Raw genomic sequence first — 16,910 nt, 5'->3', positions numbered from 1 at the left:
GGCACACGGTGTGGCTCTAGCGTCCGAGGAAGACCGGTCGAGGAAGGGGATCCGACATGCAGGTGGCGGTTGTGGGCGGTACCGGGACGCTGGGTACGCCGGTGGTGCGGGATCTGGTGGCGCGCGGGCATACGGTGCGGGTGCTGAGCCGGTCCGCGCCCGCCGAGCCGGTGCCGGGGACCACGCATCACGCGGTGGATCTGGTCACCGGCGCCGGGATGGACGCGGCGCTGGAGGGTGTGTACGCGGTGGTGGACGCGGCCTCCCATCGCGGGCTGCGCAGCGCGCGGGTGATGGTCGACGGTGTGCGCACCCTGCTGGCCGCCGAGCAGCGCGCCCGGGTCGGGCACCATGTGGAGATCTCGATCGTCGGCTGTGAGCGGGTGCCGTTCAGCTACTACCGCACCAAGGTCGCCCAGGAACGGGTGGTCACCCAGGGCCCGGTGCCGTGGACCCTGTTGCGCGCCACGCAGTTCCACGAGCTCATCGACGAAATGGTCGGCGCGGCCGCGAAATTCCGCGTCGCGCCGCGCACCGGCATGCGGTTCCAGCCGGTCGACGTGGTCGCGGTGGCGGGCCGGCTGGCCGACGCGGTCGAGGCGGGCCCGTCCGGCCGGGTCCGCGATCTGGGCGGTCCGGTCGTGCAGACCCTCGGCGAGCTGGCCGAGCTCCGCCGCCAGGCTCTCGGCCAGGCGCTGCTGCCGCTGCCGGTGCCGCCGGTCGGCCGGATCGTGCGACGGTTGCGCGACGCTGCACTGTGCCTCGACGCCGATGGCGAGACAGTGTCGTACGACTATGCCGAGTGGCTGCGCCGGCGGTATTCGAAGCCGGTGAGCTGACCTGCGTCAGCGCCTCACCCGCAGCACAGTTGGTTCGGCGCAGAACTGCCCGGTGGCCTGGTCCAGGGTGAGACCGATGCGATTCAGCCCGCCACTGTCGATCACCGTGCACTCGCTGCCGCCGACGCGCCCGGTCCCGTCGTCGAGGAGCCGGACCTCGGCGGTGACCAGGGGTTGCAGCTTCTCGGCATCGAAGGTCCAGAATTCGATGTTCCAGAGTTCGTAGCTGTCGCGCGCGGTGACCACGGTGTAGCCGGCCGCGGAGGTGTCGATGCCGATGCCCGCGAGTTCGCCCGCGCGCTGGAGTTGCCCGTCGCCGGCCGCGTGGTAGATGACGTAGCGAGTGTTGGCGCTGGCCAGCATGATCGGGATGATCAGCTCGTCGCGGCCGTCGTTGTCGAGGTCGCGCAGTCGTGGCTCGGTGGTGCCGACGGCCTGTTCGGTGAGGGTCTGCAGCTGTGCGCCGACGGGGTCCAGCACGGTGATGGCGACCGACCCCTGCTGTCCGGTACCGCGGTGCCGCACTTCGAAGGTCAGCCCGGCGGCGTCGTGGGATTGCAGGTAGCAGTCGGGAGGCGTGGCGGCCGAGGCGATATCGCCGCAGGGCGGGAGGGCGGAGACGGGGGTGACCGGACCGGGGACGACGTGATCGCTGGTGTGCGGGGAGAGGTTGCCGGCCATGGGTGCGGTGGCGGGGTGTTGTGCGCACGCGGCCAGCGTGAGCGTGGCGGCAGCCAGGCCAGCGGCCACGAGATTCCTCCCCATGGGAGCGAGGATAGCGACGAATGCGCAGCAATCGGACCGAGCGAGGCCGACCCCACATATATCCGACATTATGTGCACAACTGCGCACATATAGGCCTATAGTAACTATGTGCTCGACGTTCTCCGCGATCCCCGGTTCCGCAAGCTGTTCACCGCCCAGGTGGTCGCCCTGATCGGCACCGGACTGCTCACCGTGGCCCTGGGCCTGCTCGCCTACGAGGTGGCCGGGGGCCAGGCGGGCGCGGTGCTGGGCACCGCCCTGGCCATCAAGATGGTGGCGTATGTGGCTGTCGCGCCGGTGATCTCGGCGCTCACCCTGCGGCTGCCCCGGAAGCTGGTACTGGTGTCGGCGGACGCGGTGCGCGCGGGGATCGCGCTCATGCTGCCGTTCGTCACGCACACCTGGCAGATCTATGTGCTGATCGCGCTGCTGCAGTCGGCCTCGGCCACCTTCACGCCGGCGTTCCAGTCGCTGATCCCCTCGATCCTGGTCGACGAGGAGGACTACACCCGCGGGCTGTCGCTGTCGCGGCTGGCCTACGACATGGAGTCGCTGCTGAGCCCGGTGCTGGCGGCCGCGCTGCTGACGGTCATCAGCTATCACTCGCTGTTCGTGGGTACCGCGGCCGGTTTCGTGGCCTCGGCGCTGCTGGTGGTGACCACCCGGCTGCCCCGGCTCGCCGCGCCCGAGCGGTCCGTCCCGCTGCTGCGGCGCATCACCGAGGGCGCCCGGATCATGATGAACCGGCCGGTGCTGCGCGGGCTGCTGGCCATGAACATGGTGGTGGCCGCGGCCACCGCGCTGGTGATCGTGAATACCGTTGTGTACGTGCGGGATCAGCTGGGCGGCTCCAATACCGCGGTGGCACTGGCGCTGGGCTGCTTCGGATTCGGCTCCATGGCGGTGGCGCTGTCGACCCCGCGATTGCTGGCGCGGGTGCCGGACCGCCGTTTCATGATGACCGGCTGCGCGCTGCTGCCGCTGGGGCTGATCGCTGCGTCGCTGCCGACCCTGCTCCCCAGAGGGGCCGGTGCGCTCGTGCTGGCGGTGACCTGGGCGCTGCTGGGCGCGGGCACCTCGATGATCAACACCCCGTCCGCGCGCCTGCTACGCGCCCAGTCCGAACCCGACACCCGCACAGCCGTTTTCACCGCACAGTTCTCCCTCTCGCACGCGTGCTTCCTGGTGACCTACCCGGTCGCGGGCAAGCTGGGCGCGCTGGCGGGCCTGCCGACCACGGCGATCGTGCTGGCCGCCGTCGCTACACTGGCAGCTACGACGGCGGCCCACGCCTGGCCCGCACACGTGCCGACGGGCCCCGAGGCGGTGACGGCGGCGGCAGGAAGGTGAACTGGTGAGCGAGGAGACCGAACCGGCACCTGCCGCACCCAGCCTCATCCACCCGGTCCGTCCGGATCAGCCCCATCTGGACGTGGCCACCGCCACCTTCCGCATGCTGTCGGATCCGACCCGCCTGCACATCCTCTGGATCCTCGCCTCCGACGAGGCCGATGTCACCGCCCTCACCGAGGCCTGCGGCGCCTCCCGCACCGCGGTCAGCCAGCATCTGGCCAAACTCCGCTTCAGCGGCCTGGTCGACACCCGCCGCGAGGGCCGCCGCATCATCTACCGCATCCGCGACGGCCACCTGGCCCGCCTGGTCCGCGAGGGCCTGAACCACGCCGATCACATCGTGACCGGCGAACCATCGCACGCATAGCGAGCATTTCCCGGGACTCGGCTCCTGGTCAGTGGGACGTGGTATCGCCGAGTGCCCGCATGCGCCGTGACGATATGCCTATTCGAAATATCTCGAGACGAATAGTGAGAGGTCGCGCATGCATCCCGAGCAGGGCAGCCCATTCGATGTGATCATCATCGGTGCCGGATTCGCCGGACTCTATGGCGTCCACCAGGCGGCGAAGGCCGGATTGAACGTGCTCGGTCTGGAGGCGGGCGAGGGTGTCGGCGGCACCTGGTTCTGGAACCGCTACCCGGGTGCGCGCTGCGACGTGGAGAGCGTCGACTACTCCTACTCGTTCGACGAAGACCTGCAGCAGAGCTGGACCTGGACCGAGCGTTTCGCCGCCCAGCCGGAGATCCTCGCCTACATCAACCATGTGGCGGACCGCTTCGAGCTGAAGCAGCGCTACCGGTTCGGTCAGCGCGTCGTCGGCGCCCGCTTCGACGACGAGGCGGCCGTCTGGACGCTGCGCACCGAGGCCGGCGACGAATTCCGCTCGCAGTTCGTGGTTTTCGCCACCGGCTGCCTGTCCGCGCCGATCAAGCCGAACATCCCCGGCATCGAAACCTTCGCGGGCGAGGAGCTTTTCACCGCGCAGTGGCCGGAGCAGGGCGTGTCCTTCGAGGGCAAGCGGGTCGGCGTCATCGGCACCGGCTCCTCCGGCATCCAGGTCGCGCCGATCATCGCGCGGGAGGCCGAGGCGCTCACCGTCTTCCAGCGTTCGGCCAACTTCAGCGTGCCGGTGCCCAACCGGCCGTGGACCGACGAGGAGCAGGGCGAGATCCGCGCCACCTACCAGCAGCGGCGCGAGAACTCCTACTACGCACCGGCCGCCACCCCGCACCGCTCGCTGGAGACCAAGGCCCTGGACCTGACCGCCGAGGAGCGCGAGCAGGCCATGCAGGACCGCTGGGACGGCGGCGGCGTGCTGTTCAACAAGGTCTTCCCCGACCAGAACAGCGATCTGGCCGCCAATGAGCTGGTGCGCGAGTTCGCGGTCGCCAAGATCCGCGCCAAGGTGGACGACCAGGCGGTGGCCGACGACCTCATCCCCTACGACCACCCCATCGGCACCAAGCGCATCTGCACCGACTCCGGCTACTACGAGATGTTCAACCGGCCGAACGTGTCGCTGGTGAACCTGCGCCGCGAGGCCATCGAGGAGGTCACCCCGACCGGTATCCGGACCGCCGACAAGTTCATCGAACTCGACGCGCTGGTCTACGCAACGGGTTTCGACGCGATGACCGGTGCGCTGCTGCGCATCGACATGCACGGCGCGCGGGATGCCCGCCTCGGTGAGCTGTGGGCCGACGGGCCGGTCACCTACCTGGGCTTCGGCATCCCCGGCTTCCCGAACATGTTCAGCATCAACAGTGTCGGCACCCCGTCGGTGATGGCGAACATGGTGCTGCACTCCGAGCAGCAGCTGGACTGGGTGCTGGCGCTGGTGGAGCACTGCCGCGCCAACGGGATCCGCAAGGCCGAGGCCCGCACGGACGCGGCGGTCAAGTGGACCGATCACCTGCTCGAGGTCGCCGAGGGCACGCTGTTCGTGAAGGCCAATTCCTGGTACATGGGCGCGAACATCGAGGGCAAGAAGCGCGTATTCATGCCCTACATCGGCGGTTTCGGCAACTACCGCCGCTACTGCGACGACGAGCGCGACAACGGGTACCCGAACTTCGAGCTCACCGCGTAGTCACTGGACCCGACGAAACCGGCTCGCTTCCTCTTGGCGGCGAGCCGGTTTCGTCGTCCGCGGTCAGGCGGGCAGGCCCAGACCGGCAGCCAGAACGGGCCACGACCGCTTCATCGCGTCCTCCCAATAGCCCCACGAGTGGGTGCCGGTCGGCGTGAAGTCATAGGTGGCCGCGATGCCGAGGCCGTCGAGCTTGGCCTTCAGATTGTGGCTGCAGAAGTCGGTGGCGGCCTCGATCCCGCCACCGATGATCAGCTGCTGGAGCCAGCCGTCCGTGCCCGGCAGGGTGTGCGGGCCGCCGGGGGCGTCCCACCGGCCCGGCAGCCCGGAACCACTGGAGATGAACAGATTCAGGCCGCGCAGCTGGTCGGCGTGCACGTAGGGATCGTTGCCGGCCCACTCGGGATCACCCTCGGGGCCATACATGTTCGCGCTGTCCCCGCCGCCCTTCGTCACCACGTCATTGGCGAAGTGATATCCGATGGGGTCACTGATCTGGGCGCAGCCGCTGTAGACCGCAACCGACCGATACAACCCTGGCGCGGCGATGGGCAGCTGCAACGCCGAGGTGCCCGCCATCGACAGACCCGCGATCGCGTTGCGCCCGTTGGTGTTCAGCGCCTCGTCGATGAGCGGTGGCAACTCCCCGGTCAGGAAGGTCTTCCACTTGTTCACGCCCAGAGCGGGATCCGGGGCGCGCCAATCGGTGTAGTAGGTGAAATCGCCGCCGATCGGCTGCACCACATCGACGTTCTTCTCGGCCAGAAAGTCCAGCACATCGGTCTGCGTCTGCCAGGTCACGGCGTCGGCGGCGCCCGCGCCACCGAGCAGGTACAGCACCGGGGCGGGCTGGGAGGTGTCGGCCGGACGGTGCACATCGACCTGAATGCTCTTGTCCATGGCGGCCGAATAGACCTGCAGAGTCACTAGACGGGTGTCGGTGGTCGTGCTGGAGACGATGCGTGAGCCGTCGACGGAAGTGCCGGTGTAGGTCACCGGGGTGTCCGGTTGGGCGGAGGCCGTGCCCGCGGCCATCGACACCAGAATGGTTGCGGTCAAGGCCGATACCGCGCTGCCCAGGGTAATTGTGGAACGCACGCTGTCTCCTCCGGCAGATTCCCGTTGTCACGAGTCAGCACTTCAGAGTGCCGAGCGGATTCGGAAAATGCCGGCCCGGAACTGAACTGACTCCGAGAGTACGTTTCCGGCCGTAGGGTCAGGGCGCGATTCCCACCCTCGTTACCACACGTGTACACAAGACGAAACCGGCTCGCCTCCCCTGAAGGCGTGCCGGTTTCGTCGATGTACCGGTCAGGCCGGCAGGCCCAGACCGGTCGCCAGGACGGGCCACGACTTCTTCAGCGCGTCCTGCCAGTACCCCCACGAGTGGGTGCCGGTGGGCGTGAAGTCGTAGGTGGCCGGAATACCGAGGCCGTCGAGCTTGGTCTGCAGGTTGTGGGTGCAGTAGTTGGTGGCGGCCTCGAGCGTGCCGCCCAGGGCCACCTGGTTCGCCCAGCCGCCCGCGCCGGGCAGGGTGTGCGGGCCGCCGAGGGTGTCCCACTGGCCCGGCAGGCCGGAACCGCTGGAAATGAACATGTTCAGGCCGCGCAGCTGGTCGGCGTGCACGTAGGGATCGTTGGCGGCCCACATGGGATCGCGCTGCGGGCCGTACATGTTCGCGCTGTCGCCGCCGCCCGCGGCGATCACGGTATTGACCATGCTGTAGCCGAGCAGATCGCTGATCTGGGCGCAGCCGCTGTAGGCGGCCACCGACTGGTAGAGGCCGGGCGCGGCGATGGGCAGCTGCAGCACCGAGGTGCCCGCCATGGACAGACCGGCAATGGCATTGCGGCCGTTGGTGTTCAGCGCCTGGTCGATGACCGGCGGCAGTTCCTCGGTGAGGAAGGTCTTCCACTTGTTCACGCCCAGTGCGGGATCCGTCTCGCGCCAGTCGGTGTAGTAGCTGAAGCCGCCGCCGACCGGCTGCACCACGTTGACGTTCTTGTCGGACAGGAAGTTCAGGACGTCGGTCTGCTTCTGCCAGGTCGCGGAGTCGGTGCCGCCGCCCGCGCCGTTGAGCAGGTACAGCACCGGGGTGGGCGCCGAGGTGTCGGCGGCGCGCTGCACATCGACCTCGATGTTCTTGTCCATGGCGGCCGAATAGACCTGCAGCGTCAGGGTGCGCGCGTCGGTGGCCTTGCTGGAGGCGATGCGAGAGCCGTCGGCGGAGATGCCCGCGAAGTTCAGCGAGGTCCCCGGGTCGGCGGAGGCGGCGCCCGCGGCCACTGGTAGCAGAACGGTTGCGGTCAAGGCCAATGCCGCGCTGCCCCAGGTCTTCGTTGAACGCACGCTTTCTCCTTCGGCAGTTTTCTCTGGCGTGACGAGCAGTTTGTGCAGGTGTCACGAATCAGCCCCCCACGTTGCCCACAGCCTCTTAGCAATTGCTGACTCGAAGCTGAGCTGCGGCTGAGAGGGTGGCGAGACCCCGGTCGGAGCCGGAAATCGGCTCGGGTGACTTCACTCACTGCCGCCGCTGACCGGGATCCACGCCACCGACGGGCGGCGGTCAGCGCACTGTCGGTGGGCTGTCAGCGCGGGTCGGCATCGTCATGGACACACCCGAACAGCCACCACCGAAAGGCACCGCAAATGTCCGCGAACGCGCACACCGATTCCGCCCTCACCGAGTTCGTCGCGGCCACCGCCGCCGAGTACGGGATGCCCGGCATGGCCGTCGGCATCTGGGTCGACGGGCGGGAGATCCACGCCAATGTCGGTGTGACCACCACCGAGAACCCGGTGCCGATCACCGAGCACACGATCTTCGCGATCGGCTCGACCAGCAAGACCTTCACCGCCACCGCCCTGATGCAGCTGGTCGCGGCGGGCCGGGTGGATCTGGACGCGCCGGTGCGCACCTATGTGCCGGAGCTGGAGCTGATCGACGAGAAGTCCGCGGCGACGATCACCGTGCGGCAGCTGCTCAACCACACCGCCGGACTGGAGTGGAACATCATCAACGACACCGGCGACGGCGCGGACGGGCTGGCCGCCTTCGTGGCCACGCTGGCCGAGTTGCCGCTGATCGGTGCGCCAGGCGAGCGGGCGTCCTACAGCCAGGCGGGCTTCAACCTGCTGGGCCGCGTCATCGAGAAGGTGACCGGGGAGTCGTTCGAAAAGGTCGTCGCCGACACGGTTCTGGAGCCGGTGGGGCTGGCCGAGAGCTTCTACTTCCAGGGCGATGTCATGACCCGCCGCTTCGCCGCCGGGCACGAGCGGCAGCAGGACGGTGAGCTCGAGGTGTCGCGGGCCTGGAAGGGCAGCCGCGCCAACAACCCCGGCGGCGGGCTCGGGTCCACGGTGTCGGATCTGGTGCGCTGGGGCCGATTCCACCTCGGTGGCGGCCGCACCGAGAGCGGCGCACCGGTGCTGCCGGCCGAGCTGATGCACCGGATGCAGCAGCCGACCGTCGAGCTGCGGGCCAGCACCCTCGCCGACGCCTTCGGCCTGTGCTGGATGCTGCGCGATGTGGACGGGGTCCGCACGGTCGGCCACGACGGTTCCGGCTTCGGCCAGTTCGCCAATTTCCAGCTGGTACCCGAACGCGATTTCGCGGTGGTCGTGCTCTCCAACGCCAGCCCCGACGGCATCCCCGCCAACCAGGCCATCATCCGCTGGGCCCTGGAGCACTACCTGGGCGTCGTCGACAAGGATCCCGAGCCGGCCCCCTTCGACGCCGCGCGCGCCCCGGAACTGTTCGGCGTCTACGACATCGACGCCATGACCATGACCTGCTACGCCGACGGCGACCAGCTCTACCTCGACTGCAAGGTCAAGCCCGAAATCCGCGCCGCCGCCGGCGCCGAGATCCCCCAGGACCACCCGCCCTTCCCCTTCGGCCTCCTCCCCGGCAGCGACGAATACGTCATCACCGACGGCTCTTTCAAGGGCCAGCGCGGCTACTTCACCCGCGACACCAGCGGCGGCATCACCGCCATCGACCTCGCGGGCCGTGTCTTCACCCGAGTCTCCTGACACCGCTGAACGAGAGGGCGCCCCCGATACCGGGCAGGCGTCCTCTCCTTGGTGCGTCGAGAGCCGGCAAACGCTGCCGGTCGCCGAGTGCGTCCCTGCTCAAATCTGGGCGGGGCGGGCACCGCGGCGGCGTGGCCGCATCTGGTACAGGCGATACCAGGCGAGCGCGAGGAAGATCGCCGCCAGGCCGGCGACGACTCCCATATCGAGCAGCCACGTGCCCATGGTGTGCTTCCACAGCGGGTCGGGCCCGCCATTGTGCGGCGAGAGGGTGTCGAGGTCGATGCTGGCCGCTGCAGCGCCGAAGCCCCAGCGGGACGGTGACAGGTAGGACAGCTGTTGCAGAACGGGCGTGCCGGGAAGCCGCACCAGCCCGCCGGTGAGCACCAGTTGCGCCATCGACAGCACGATCAGCAGCGGCAGTGTCTTTTCCGAGGTGTCCACCGAGGCGGACACCAGCAAGCCCAACGCCAGCGACGCGATGCCCAGAATCGCCATCGCCAAGATCAACTCCAGCTGGACCGAGGTGAATATCCCTGTCGGCGGGACACTCGTACCGATAGTGCCGATCAAGAACAGCACCGCCGTCTGAAGGACGGTGATCACGCCCAAGACCAGCAGTTTCGACATCAAATAGACCCCGGCCGACAGTCCTGCCGCGCGTTCTCTGCGATAGATCGTCTGTTCCTTGACGATCTCGCGAATCGCGTTGCCGGTGCCGATGAAGCAGGCACCGAATATCAAGATCATGAGCTTGGTCGAGGCATCGGTGTTGGTTCCCGGCGCCCCGGTGAAACCGGCGCCCGACGGCACCGCGGCGATCAGACCGCCCAGCAGCAGCGGCATCGCGCCGAGCAACGCCAGATAACTGCGGTCCGAGGCGATCACCGCCAGATAGCGCCGGCACAGTGTGCTGAGCTGGCTGAGCTTGGATTGCGGCGCGGGCGGCGGTGCCGGTGCGGGTACTTCCACCGGTCCGGTCTCGTTGGTCTGCTCGACAGCGACGTAGTTCTCGTAGCGCGGGGAGTTCCGGAACTCACCGGCCCAGTCGCGGTCCTCCTCCCGGTCGAATGCTTGGAACACCTCGGCCCAGGTGCGCTGCCCGAACTCCTGCAAGCCCTCTGCGGGCGGCCCGTAATAAGCAAGCTTGCCGCCGGGCACCAGCACCAGCAGGCGGTCACAGGAATCGAGATTCGCCACGCTGTGGGTGACGACGATGACGGTCCGCCCGTCGTGGGCGAGTTCGGACAGCATTTCCATGACCGTCTTGTCCAGGCCGGGATCCAGGCCGGAGGTCGGTTCGTCGAGGAACAACAGCGACGGTTTGGTCAGCAGTTCCAATGCGACGCTCACCCGTTTGCGTTGCCCGCCGGAGAGCCGGTCGATGCGGGTGTCGGCATGCCGCGACAGGCCGAGTTCGTCGAGGACTTCGTCGACTCGCTGCTCGCGCTCCTCGCTCTGTGTGTCACCGGGGAAGCGCAGCTCGGCCGCGTAGAGCAGGGCGCGTCGCGTCGCGAGCTGGTTGTGCAGGATGTCCTCCTGCGGAACCAGGCCGATCCGGTGTCTCAGCTCGTCGTAATCGGTGTACAGGTCGCGTCCGTCGTAGCGGACGGTCCCCTCGGTCGCGGGCCGCAGCCCGGTGACCGCGCCCAACAGCGTCGACTTGCCCGCTCCGCTGGGTCCGATGACCCCGACGAGTGAGCGCTGCTCGATGGGGAAGGTCACGTCGTCGAGCAGCACTTTGCCTTCCGGTGTCCGCACGATGAGGTTCTGGACACAGACCGAGATGTCACCGGTGTCGACGGACTCGCGCAGTTCGTTGCCGACGAGCCGGTAGGTGGTGTGTCCCATGCCGATCAGGTCGGATTCGGACAGGTCCGCGGTCTCGATCCGGTGGCCGTTGACGTAGGTGCCGTTGTGGCTGTCGAGGTCGACGACTCGATATTTGCCTTCGTCGATCACCTGTAGTTCGGCGTGATGGCGAGAGACCATGAGGTCGGGCACGACGATGTCGTTGTCGGCGGCGCGCCCGATCCGGAGTGGGCCCGAGATGATCCGTACCAGCGCGCTGGGGCGAGCGGCCTGAGGCGCCGACCGCGACACTCGCCGGGGCAGGCCCGGCTCGAACTTGGTGACCGTGGCTTCATCGTCGAGGTCATAACCAGGATTCGGGACGATCATCGTGTCCCCACCGATATCGTCATCGGGCTCGGGGCCGGAGTCGGGTGATGTTTCCAGCGAGCAGGACAACTGCGCACCGTATTTGGCATGCCCGAGCTGGAAGGTCTCGTCGTGGTCGATCACCATCCGCTCGACGCGGTGACCATCGAAAAAGGTGCCGTTCAGGCTGTGCGCGTCCTCGATTTCCCAACCGTGGGATCCCCGCTCCAGCACGGCATGCAACGCCGAAACACGCGGATCGGTGACAACAATGTCGGCGGTCGGATCGCGGCCGATGTTGTATGCGCCCTCGGGGCGTAGCCGATAGACGTGTTCTCGCGTCTGCACCACAAGAACCGGGGACTCGGATAATTCCGTGGAGGACCACTCATCCGCCATAACGGAAGTATACGACCGTGCCGAAGTATCGCGGCGAATGCTGATGGGATTCGAAATACTAATCCGATAGAACCTGACGCAAGATCGAAGCCGAATATTTCTCAATTTGTTTCATGTACCGAATTCCGTTACATCCCATATGCGGGTTCAGCGGCGCTTTTCGGCGCTCACGTAGTGCGCCTGCTGCATGAGGTCGAGCAGTTCGGCGGGCATGTCGGTGATCGGGTGGCCGTAGCCGGCGGCGAGGTCGACGGGGGCGGTGCTCTGGACCGACCAGCCGTGCCGGGCCAGCCAGTCGCCGGGAACAGCGCGGGCATCGTCGTACCAGAGGTCGCTCACGTCCAGGTTCCCGAAGGGGTTGCTGCCGAAGAACTTCTCCTCCGTGTCTTCGAAGCGTTGCGGGTCCAAGCCGCGGCCGAAGTCGTCGGTGGCCACGCTGCTGCCGGGCGCGGAGAGGGCGTCGATGCGTTCGAACAATGCGTCGTGTGCCGAACCCGGCAGGAACGGCAACAGCCCCTCGGCCGACCACGCCGTCGGCCGCTCCGGATCGAATCCCGCGGCCGTGAGCGCAGCGGGCCAATCGTCGCGCAGATCGACCGCCACCACGCGTCGATCGGCCTTGGCCACGGCACCGTGCTCGGCGAGAACCTGGTCCTTGAACTCCAGCACCCGGGGCTGATCGATCTCGAAGACGACCGTGCCCGCGGGCCAATCCAGCCGGTACGCGCGCACATCCAGACCGGATGCCAGGATCACCGCCTGCCGCACACCCTGCTGCCACGCCGCGGCGAAGAACTCGTCGAAGAACCTCGTCCGGACACCCATGAACCGCCCGAACCGCGTCATGTTGCCCACGGACGCCGGGTCCTCCAGCATCTGCGTGAAGTGCGGTTCACCCGCCGCCTCGACGAACCACGCCGCATAGTCGTCGCGGATCATCGGCTCGGGATCGATCGTCTCGAGTGCGCGAAACGTGGCGACGCCCAAGGCGGTCAGCCCCACGCTCGTCACGATGTCCCAGCTGTCCCCGTCCATTCGCATCAAGGTCACCTCGTGGTGTCATCGATCGCCTGAACTATCTCGACCGGAGCCGACGCCCCGCTTCCACCCGCTCGATTCTGCTCCCATACAGAACCTTTCGGCAACTAACTGGTTATCGCACTGTGGCCGAGTCGACCGAGATGGCCAGAGCGTCAGCCGACGTCCTGAAGCAGGAGGTGCCGCGCGTTGAGCGGACCGTCCAGCTGCATCAGCTGTCCGCCAGCACGCAGACCACCGAGGTCCAGCCCGGCGAATCCGAACTCGTCCAGCAATCCGGCCACGGCGGCTTTCGCCTCGGCATCGTCGCCCGCGTAGAAGATCACCTGCCGACCCTCGGCATGCTGGGGGTCCGCGGCGATGAATGCGGCGAACACGGTGTTGAATGCCTTCACGACCCGCGCGCCGGGAAGGCGCTCGGCGACCCACTCGCTGCCCGTGAGGTCACCGACGTCGTAGCGGCCCCGCCAGGGGTTCGCCGCGGCGAACTGATTCGTCGTGTCGACGACGATCTTCCCGGACCAGTCGGTGAGCCCGGTCAGATCCGGCACGGCGAAGAACGGCAACGCGAGGAACACGAGTTCCGCCTGCGCGGCCTCCCCGGCCGTCACCGCGTGGGCCTTCGGCCCCAACTGCTCCACGACGGCCCGGAGCGTCTCCGGGCCCCGGCTGTTGCCGATGAGTACCTCATGGCCATGACGGACGACCTTGTCCGCGACCGCCTGGCCGATATTTCCTGCTCCGAGAATGCCGATGGTGCTGTGTGTGGTCATGGCGCTCATCCTCGATCGTGTCGGGCCCGCCGGCGCTCACGAGCGATGCGGGTTGAAGTCCAGGAGGACCTTGCTCTTTCTGAGGACGGAGAATCGCTCCAGAGCCCCGTCGGCAATCGACCGACGCCACCCTGATGGAGATTATCGGTTACGTCTCTACCAATTTTCCGATGGCGCAGGACGTAATTCATTGAGGGGGCGGCGAGCTCTGGTGATCAGAATACAGCGTCCAGCGCTTGGAAAGTCGCGGGTCGACTTGTTGGTTTCGATTACGGAGCAGGGGTGGCCTCTGTCGCGAGGCGGGCCAGGGCCTCTGGTCGAGGCAGGTCTGCGCCGAGGTGGTAGGCGCGGTGGTATTCGGTGTCGCCCAGGAGGTTTGTGAGGGTCGCGGTCAGGGTGGTGATTTCGGGCTCGCCGTGGTCGGCGGTGCCGCGAATGACTTGGCTGAGGCCGAGGGCGGTGGCGGCAGCGGACGGGTTGTCTTCCAGGAGACGGAGTTTCGCGAGGAGTTCGGCGACGTGGGCTTGGGCCTGGGCGGTGGCGGCGGAGTCGCCGTAGGTGAAGGCGCCTTCGATAGCACGGGGTAGCAGGGCGCGGGCCGCGGCGGGTGAGCCTTCGGTGAGGCGGTTGCGGAGGCGGGCGACCGTTATGTGGTTGGCGGCCATCGCTTCTGGATAGGGCAGGTGGCGGAAGCGGTGCTCGAGTTGGTCGAGTTCTCGGTCGGAGCGGGTGATATCGCCGGTGCGGCGGTGCAATTCGGCGCTGGTGAGGAGGATGACGGCGGCGAGGCGGGGGAAGCCCTGGTCGGCGGCGAGGCGCTGGGCGGCGTCGATATCGCGGGCGGCTTCGGCGAGTTCGCCGGCGCGCATGCGTTCGTCGGCGAGGGCGGTGCGGGCGGCGACGATGTCGTCCTCGGTGCCGAGTTCGGAGGCGAGGGTGACGGCGCGGGCGTAGGCGGCGCGGGCCTGGTCGTGGTCGCCCTGCAACGAGTGGGCGCGGCCGACGGCGAGGAGCGCCATACCCAGACCCCAGCGGTCGCCGACGATTTCGAAGCCGCGCAAGGCTTCCCGTCGCGCGGCAGCCCCCTCGTGCAGCCGCCCCTGCCCCGTCAGGGCGATGTCCCGGGCGAGCTTCGCGCTGGCCCGCACCCACGGGTCCGGCCAGGTCAGCGCCTGCTCGAGTTGCCGTTCGGCCAGCTTCTCGTCGTCGGCGCGCGCCGCCAGGAGCGCCGTCCACAGTGGTACGGCCGCATGGAATTCCAGCCCTCCGGCCTGCACACAGTCCTCGATGAGCGCGGTCAGCGAGCTCCCGGCGGGCGGCGAACCGGCCATCAGCGCGATCACCCGAAAGGCAGCCCGCGCGGCCGCCGGGAGCTCGTCCCCGAACCGCAGGACCGCATCGAGCGAGCTCTCGAACTGGCTGCTCATCCCCCGGATTCCCCAGTACCAGAACATGGCCCGCACGAGCCGCATCGCCGTCTCCGGGGCGGGGCTGGTGCCGAGGGCGGTACGAAGTGCCGCAGCGAGGTTGGCGTGTTCGGCATCGAAAAGGGCGATGGCGGTGAGCTGTTCGGTGCCGCGGAGGTGGGGTTCGGCCTGTTCGGCGAGGGTGAGGTAGTAGTCGGTGAAGAGCGGGGTCAGGTCGTCGGGTGAGCGGGTGAGCTGGTCGGCGGCGTAGGCGCGGATGGTTTCGAGCATGCGGTAGCGCGGCGGGTCGTCGGGGGTGACGGTGACGAGGGACTTCTCGACCAGGGCGTCGAGGAGGTAGACGATGTCCTCGATGGGGAGGTCGCCGTCGGCGCAGATGGCTTCGACGGCCTCGGCGTTGGCGCCGCCGGGGAAGGCGGAAAGCCTTCGGGCCAGGATCTTTTCGGGTTCGTCGAGGAGATCCCAGCTCCATTCCACCAGGGCGAGCAGGGTGCGCTGCCGAGGCAGGGCGGTGCGGCTGCCTGAGGTGAGCAGCCGGAAGCGGTCGCCGAGCCGCCGGGCGACCTGGTCGACACTCATGGCGCGCAGCTTGGCGGCGGCGAGTTCCAGCGCCAGCGGGAGGCCGTCGAGTTGGCGGCAGATCTCCACCACGGGGGCGACGGTGGCGTCGTCGAGGGTGAAGCCGGGGCGGATGGCGGCGGCGCGATCCGTGAACAGCCGCACGGCCGGTGCGCCCTGGGCCACAACGGGATCCGCTGTCTCGACCGGAACGCCGAGCGGTCCCAGGTGGCACAGCGCCTCGCCGGTGATGGCCAAGGGTTCCCGGCTGGTGGCCAGTACGCGCAGCTGCGGCAGCCGATCCAGCAGCTGTTCGGCGAGGGCCGCGGCGGCCGCGATGACGTGCTCGCAGTTGTCGAGCACCAGCACCGCGGGCCCGACGTCCAGTAGTTCGGTCAGCCGGGCGGTCTTGTCCGGCCGGTCGGCGGAGTCGCTGTCGAGCGCCCCGGCCACCGCGTCCGCGAGCTGGTCGGGCGCGCCCAGTTCGGCCAGCGGGACGAAGAACACCGCCCCGCTGGCCTGCCGGTCCATGGCTTCCAGCGCGAGCCGGGTCTTGCCCGCCCCGCCGGGTCCGACAATGGTGACCAGCCGCGAATCCGCCAGCAGCCCGGCCAGTTCCGCGAGTTCCGCCTCGCGCCCGATGAATCCGGTCAGCCGCACGGGCAGCATCCGGGTCACAGGTTCCCTACGCGGAGCGGGGGTTTCGAGTTCGCCCCGGAGCAGCGCGAGATGCGTGTCCCGCAGGATGGCCCCCGGATCGATGCCGAGTTCCTCGTCCAGCCGCTCCCGCATCTCCTCGTACACGGCCAGCGCGTCCGACTGCCGTCCCGCCGCCGCCAACGCCCGCATGCGCAGCGCGGCCAGCCGCTCGCTGAGCGGATTGTCCCCTCCGGCGATCTCGAGATCGGTGAGCACATCGGCGTACCGGCCCAGCCGCAGCTCGGCCTCGAACCGGTCCTCGACCGCCGCGGCCCGCAGATCGTCCAGCCTGGTCGCGGTGGCTTGGGCGAACGGTGCGTCCTGCACATCGCCGAGCGCGGGTCCGCGCCACAGCGCGAGGGCCTCGCCCAGCCGACGGGTGGCGGCCTCCGCCCGCCCGGCGGCCAGCTCCTGACGGCCCTGCCGCACCAGGTCCTCGAACCGATCGGCGTCCACCGTCACCCCGGGCAGCCGGTAGCCGCCGGTCCCGAATTCGACCGTGCCCACGCCGCGCAATGCCTTCCGCAGCCGCGACACCGCGGCCTGCAATGCTCCGGCCGCCTCGGCGGGCGGCTCCTCACCCCAGAGTCCGTCGATGAGCGCGGTCACCGGCACGTCCCGCCCCGATTCCAGCGCCAGCCGCGCCAGCAGCATCCGCACCCGCACGCCGGGGATCTCCACCGGCGTCCCATCCTCCGCATGGACCCGAACGGCCCCGAGCACACCAACCTGCACGTGCCGAGTCTTCCAGAATCGTCGCCCGGCGCGCG

At 68.5% G+C, this 16,910-nt stretch carries 12 protein-coding genes; 5 read left to right on the top strand and 7 right to left on the bottom strand.

The genetic code is table 11. The features are described 5' to 3' along the window. Positions 1-56 precede the first annotated feature (56 nt). Positions 57-839 (top strand): SDR family oxidoreductase, encoded by a 783-nt coding sequence (locus tag ACFXIV_RS33805; RefSeq protein WP_379399926.1) that lies wholly within the window; start codon positions 57-59, stop codon positions 837-839. A gap of 6 nt (positions 840-845) precedes the next feature. Here the strand turns inward: ACFXIV_RS33805 and ACFXIV_RS33800 are convergent, their stop codons facing one another. Then, complete coding sequence (locus ACFXIV_RS33800; RefSeq protein ID WP_379399928.1) at positions 846-1,604, bottom strand: hypothetical protein; 759 nt, start codon at positions 1,602-1,604, stop codon at positions 846-848. A 109-nt stretch (positions 1,605-1,713) separates the two neighbouring features. On the opposite strand from ACFXIV_RS33800, the gene ACFXIV_RS33795 reads away from it, so the two are divergent. The 3 genes from ACFXIV_RS33795 (at position 1,714) to ACFXIV_RS33785 (ending at position 5,051) form a co-directional block, all read left to right on the top strand. Then, positions 1,714-2,955: an MFS transporter gene (locus ACFXIV_RS33795; RefSeq protein ID WP_379399930.1), complete on the top strand. Its 1,242-nt coding sequence runs from the start codon at positions 1,714-1,716 to the stop codon at positions 2,953-2,955. A gap of 4 nt (positions 2,956-2,959) precedes the next feature. Then, complete coding sequence (locus ACFXIV_RS33790; RefSeq protein WP_379399932.1) at positions 2,960-3,325, top strand: ArsR/SmtB family transcription factor; 366 nt, start codon at positions 2,960-2,962, stop codon at positions 3,323-3,325. A 118-nt stretch (positions 3,326-3,443) separates the two neighbouring features. Next, on the top strand, positions 3,444-5,051 hold the full coding sequence (locus ACFXIV_RS33785; protein ID WP_379399934.1) for a flavin-containing monooxygenase: 1,608 nt from the start codon (positions 3,444-3,446) through the stop codon (positions 5,049-5,051). A gap of 63 nt (positions 5,052-5,114) precedes the next feature. Here the strand turns inward: ACFXIV_RS33785 and ACFXIV_RS33780 are convergent, their stop codons facing one another. Both ACFXIV_RS33780 and ACFXIV_RS33775 read right to left on the bottom strand, forming a co-directional pair. Further along, positions 5,115-6,086, bottom strand: coding sequence for an alpha/beta hydrolase (locus ACFXIV_RS33780; RefSeq protein WP_379400048.1), 972 nt, complete (start codon positions 6,084-6,086; stop codon positions 5,115-5,117). Positions 6,087-6,362: 276 nt separating this feature from the next. Continuing rightward, the gene (locus ACFXIV_RS33775; RefSeq protein WP_379399935.1) at positions 6,363-7,400 is read right to left on the bottom strand and encodes an alpha/beta hydrolase; all 1,038 of its coding nucleotides are present in this window, start codon (positions 7,398-7,400) and stop codon (positions 6,363-6,365) included. 300 nt (positions 7,401-7,700) lie between these two features. Here ACFXIV_RS33775 and ACFXIV_RS33770 point away from each other — a divergent pair, with 300 nt between their 5' ends. Continuing rightward, on the top strand, positions 7,701-9,086 hold the full coding sequence (locus tag ACFXIV_RS33770) for a serine hydrolase domain-containing protein (protein WP_379399937.1): 1,386 nt from the start codon (positions 7,701-7,703) through the stop codon (positions 9,084-9,086). Positions 9,087-9,185: 99 nt separating this feature from the next. Here the strand turns inward: ACFXIV_RS33770 and ACFXIV_RS33765 are convergent, their stop codons facing one another. From ACFXIV_RS33765 to ACFXIV_RS33750, 4 genes are all read right to left on the bottom strand, one after another. Next, positions 9,186-11,750 carry an FHA domain-containing protein gene (locus ACFXIV_RS33765; protein ID WP_379399939.1) on the bottom strand — a complete coding sequence of 855 codons (2,565 nt, stop codon included), beginning with the start codon at positions 11,748-11,750 and terminating at the stop codon, positions 9,186-9,188. 42 nt (positions 11,751-11,792) lie between these two features. Further along, on the bottom strand, positions 11,793-12,686 hold the full coding sequence (locus ACFXIV_RS33760) for a class I SAM-dependent methyltransferase (protein ID WP_379421379.1): 894 nt from the start codon (positions 12,684-12,686) through the stop codon (positions 11,793-11,795). 152 nt (positions 12,687-12,838) lie between these two features. Then, positions 12,839-13,456, bottom strand: coding sequence for an NADPH-dependent F420 reductase (locus ACFXIV_RS33755; protein WP_379399941.1), 618 nt, complete (start codon positions 13,454-13,456; stop codon positions 12,839-12,841). A 269-nt stretch (positions 13,457-13,725) separates the two neighbouring features. Continuing rightward, positions 13,726-16,875, bottom strand: a complete 3,150-nt coding sequence (locus ACFXIV_RS33750; RefSeq protein WP_379399943.1) for an ATP-binding protein — start codon at positions 16,873-16,875, stop codon at positions 13,726-13,728. Positions 16,876-16,910 lie beyond the last annotated feature (35 nt).

The sequence above is a fragment of the Nocardia sp. NPDC059236 genome, from assembly GCF_042754085.1.
Classification (GTDB): domain Bacteria; phylum Actinomycetota; class Actinomycetes; order Mycobacteriales; family Mycobacteriaceae; genus Nocardia.
The sequence above is the reverse complement of the archived record's forward strand: the minus strand, read 5'-3'. Positions and strand labels throughout refer to the sequence as shown.

What these genes read in the sequence shown, in the direction of transcription:
- ACFXIV_RS33805 (WP_379399926.1), top strand. Translation starts at nt 57, where the DNA reads ATGCAGGTGGCGGTTGTGGGCGGTACCGGGACGCTGGGTACGCCGGTG.
- ACFXIV_RS33800 (WP_379399928.1), bottom strand. Translation starts at nt 1,604, where the DNA reads ATGGGGAGGAATCTCGTGGCCGCTGGCCTGGCTGCCGCCACGCTCACG.
- ACFXIV_RS33785 (WP_379399934.1), top strand. Translation starts at nt 3,444, where the DNA reads ATGCATCCCGAGCAGGGCAGCCCATTCGATGTGATCATCATCGGTGCC.
- ACFXIV_RS33780 (WP_379400048.1), bottom strand. Translation starts at nt 6,086, where the DNA reads ATGGCCGCGGGCACGGCCTCCGCCCAACCGGACACCCCGGTGACCTAC.
- ACFXIV_RS33770 (WP_379399937.1), top strand. Translation starts at nt 7,701, where the DNA reads ATGTCCGCGAACGCGCACACCGATTCCGCCCTCACCGAGTTCGTCGCG.
- ACFXIV_RS33760 (WP_379421379.1), bottom strand. Translation starts at nt 12,686, where the DNA reads ATGCGAATGGACGGGGACAGCTGGGACATCGTGACGAGCGTGGGGCTG.
- ACFXIV_RS33755 (WP_379399941.1), bottom strand. Translation starts at nt 13,456, where the DNA reads ATGACCACACACAGCACCATCGGCATTCTCGGAGCAGGAAATATCGGC.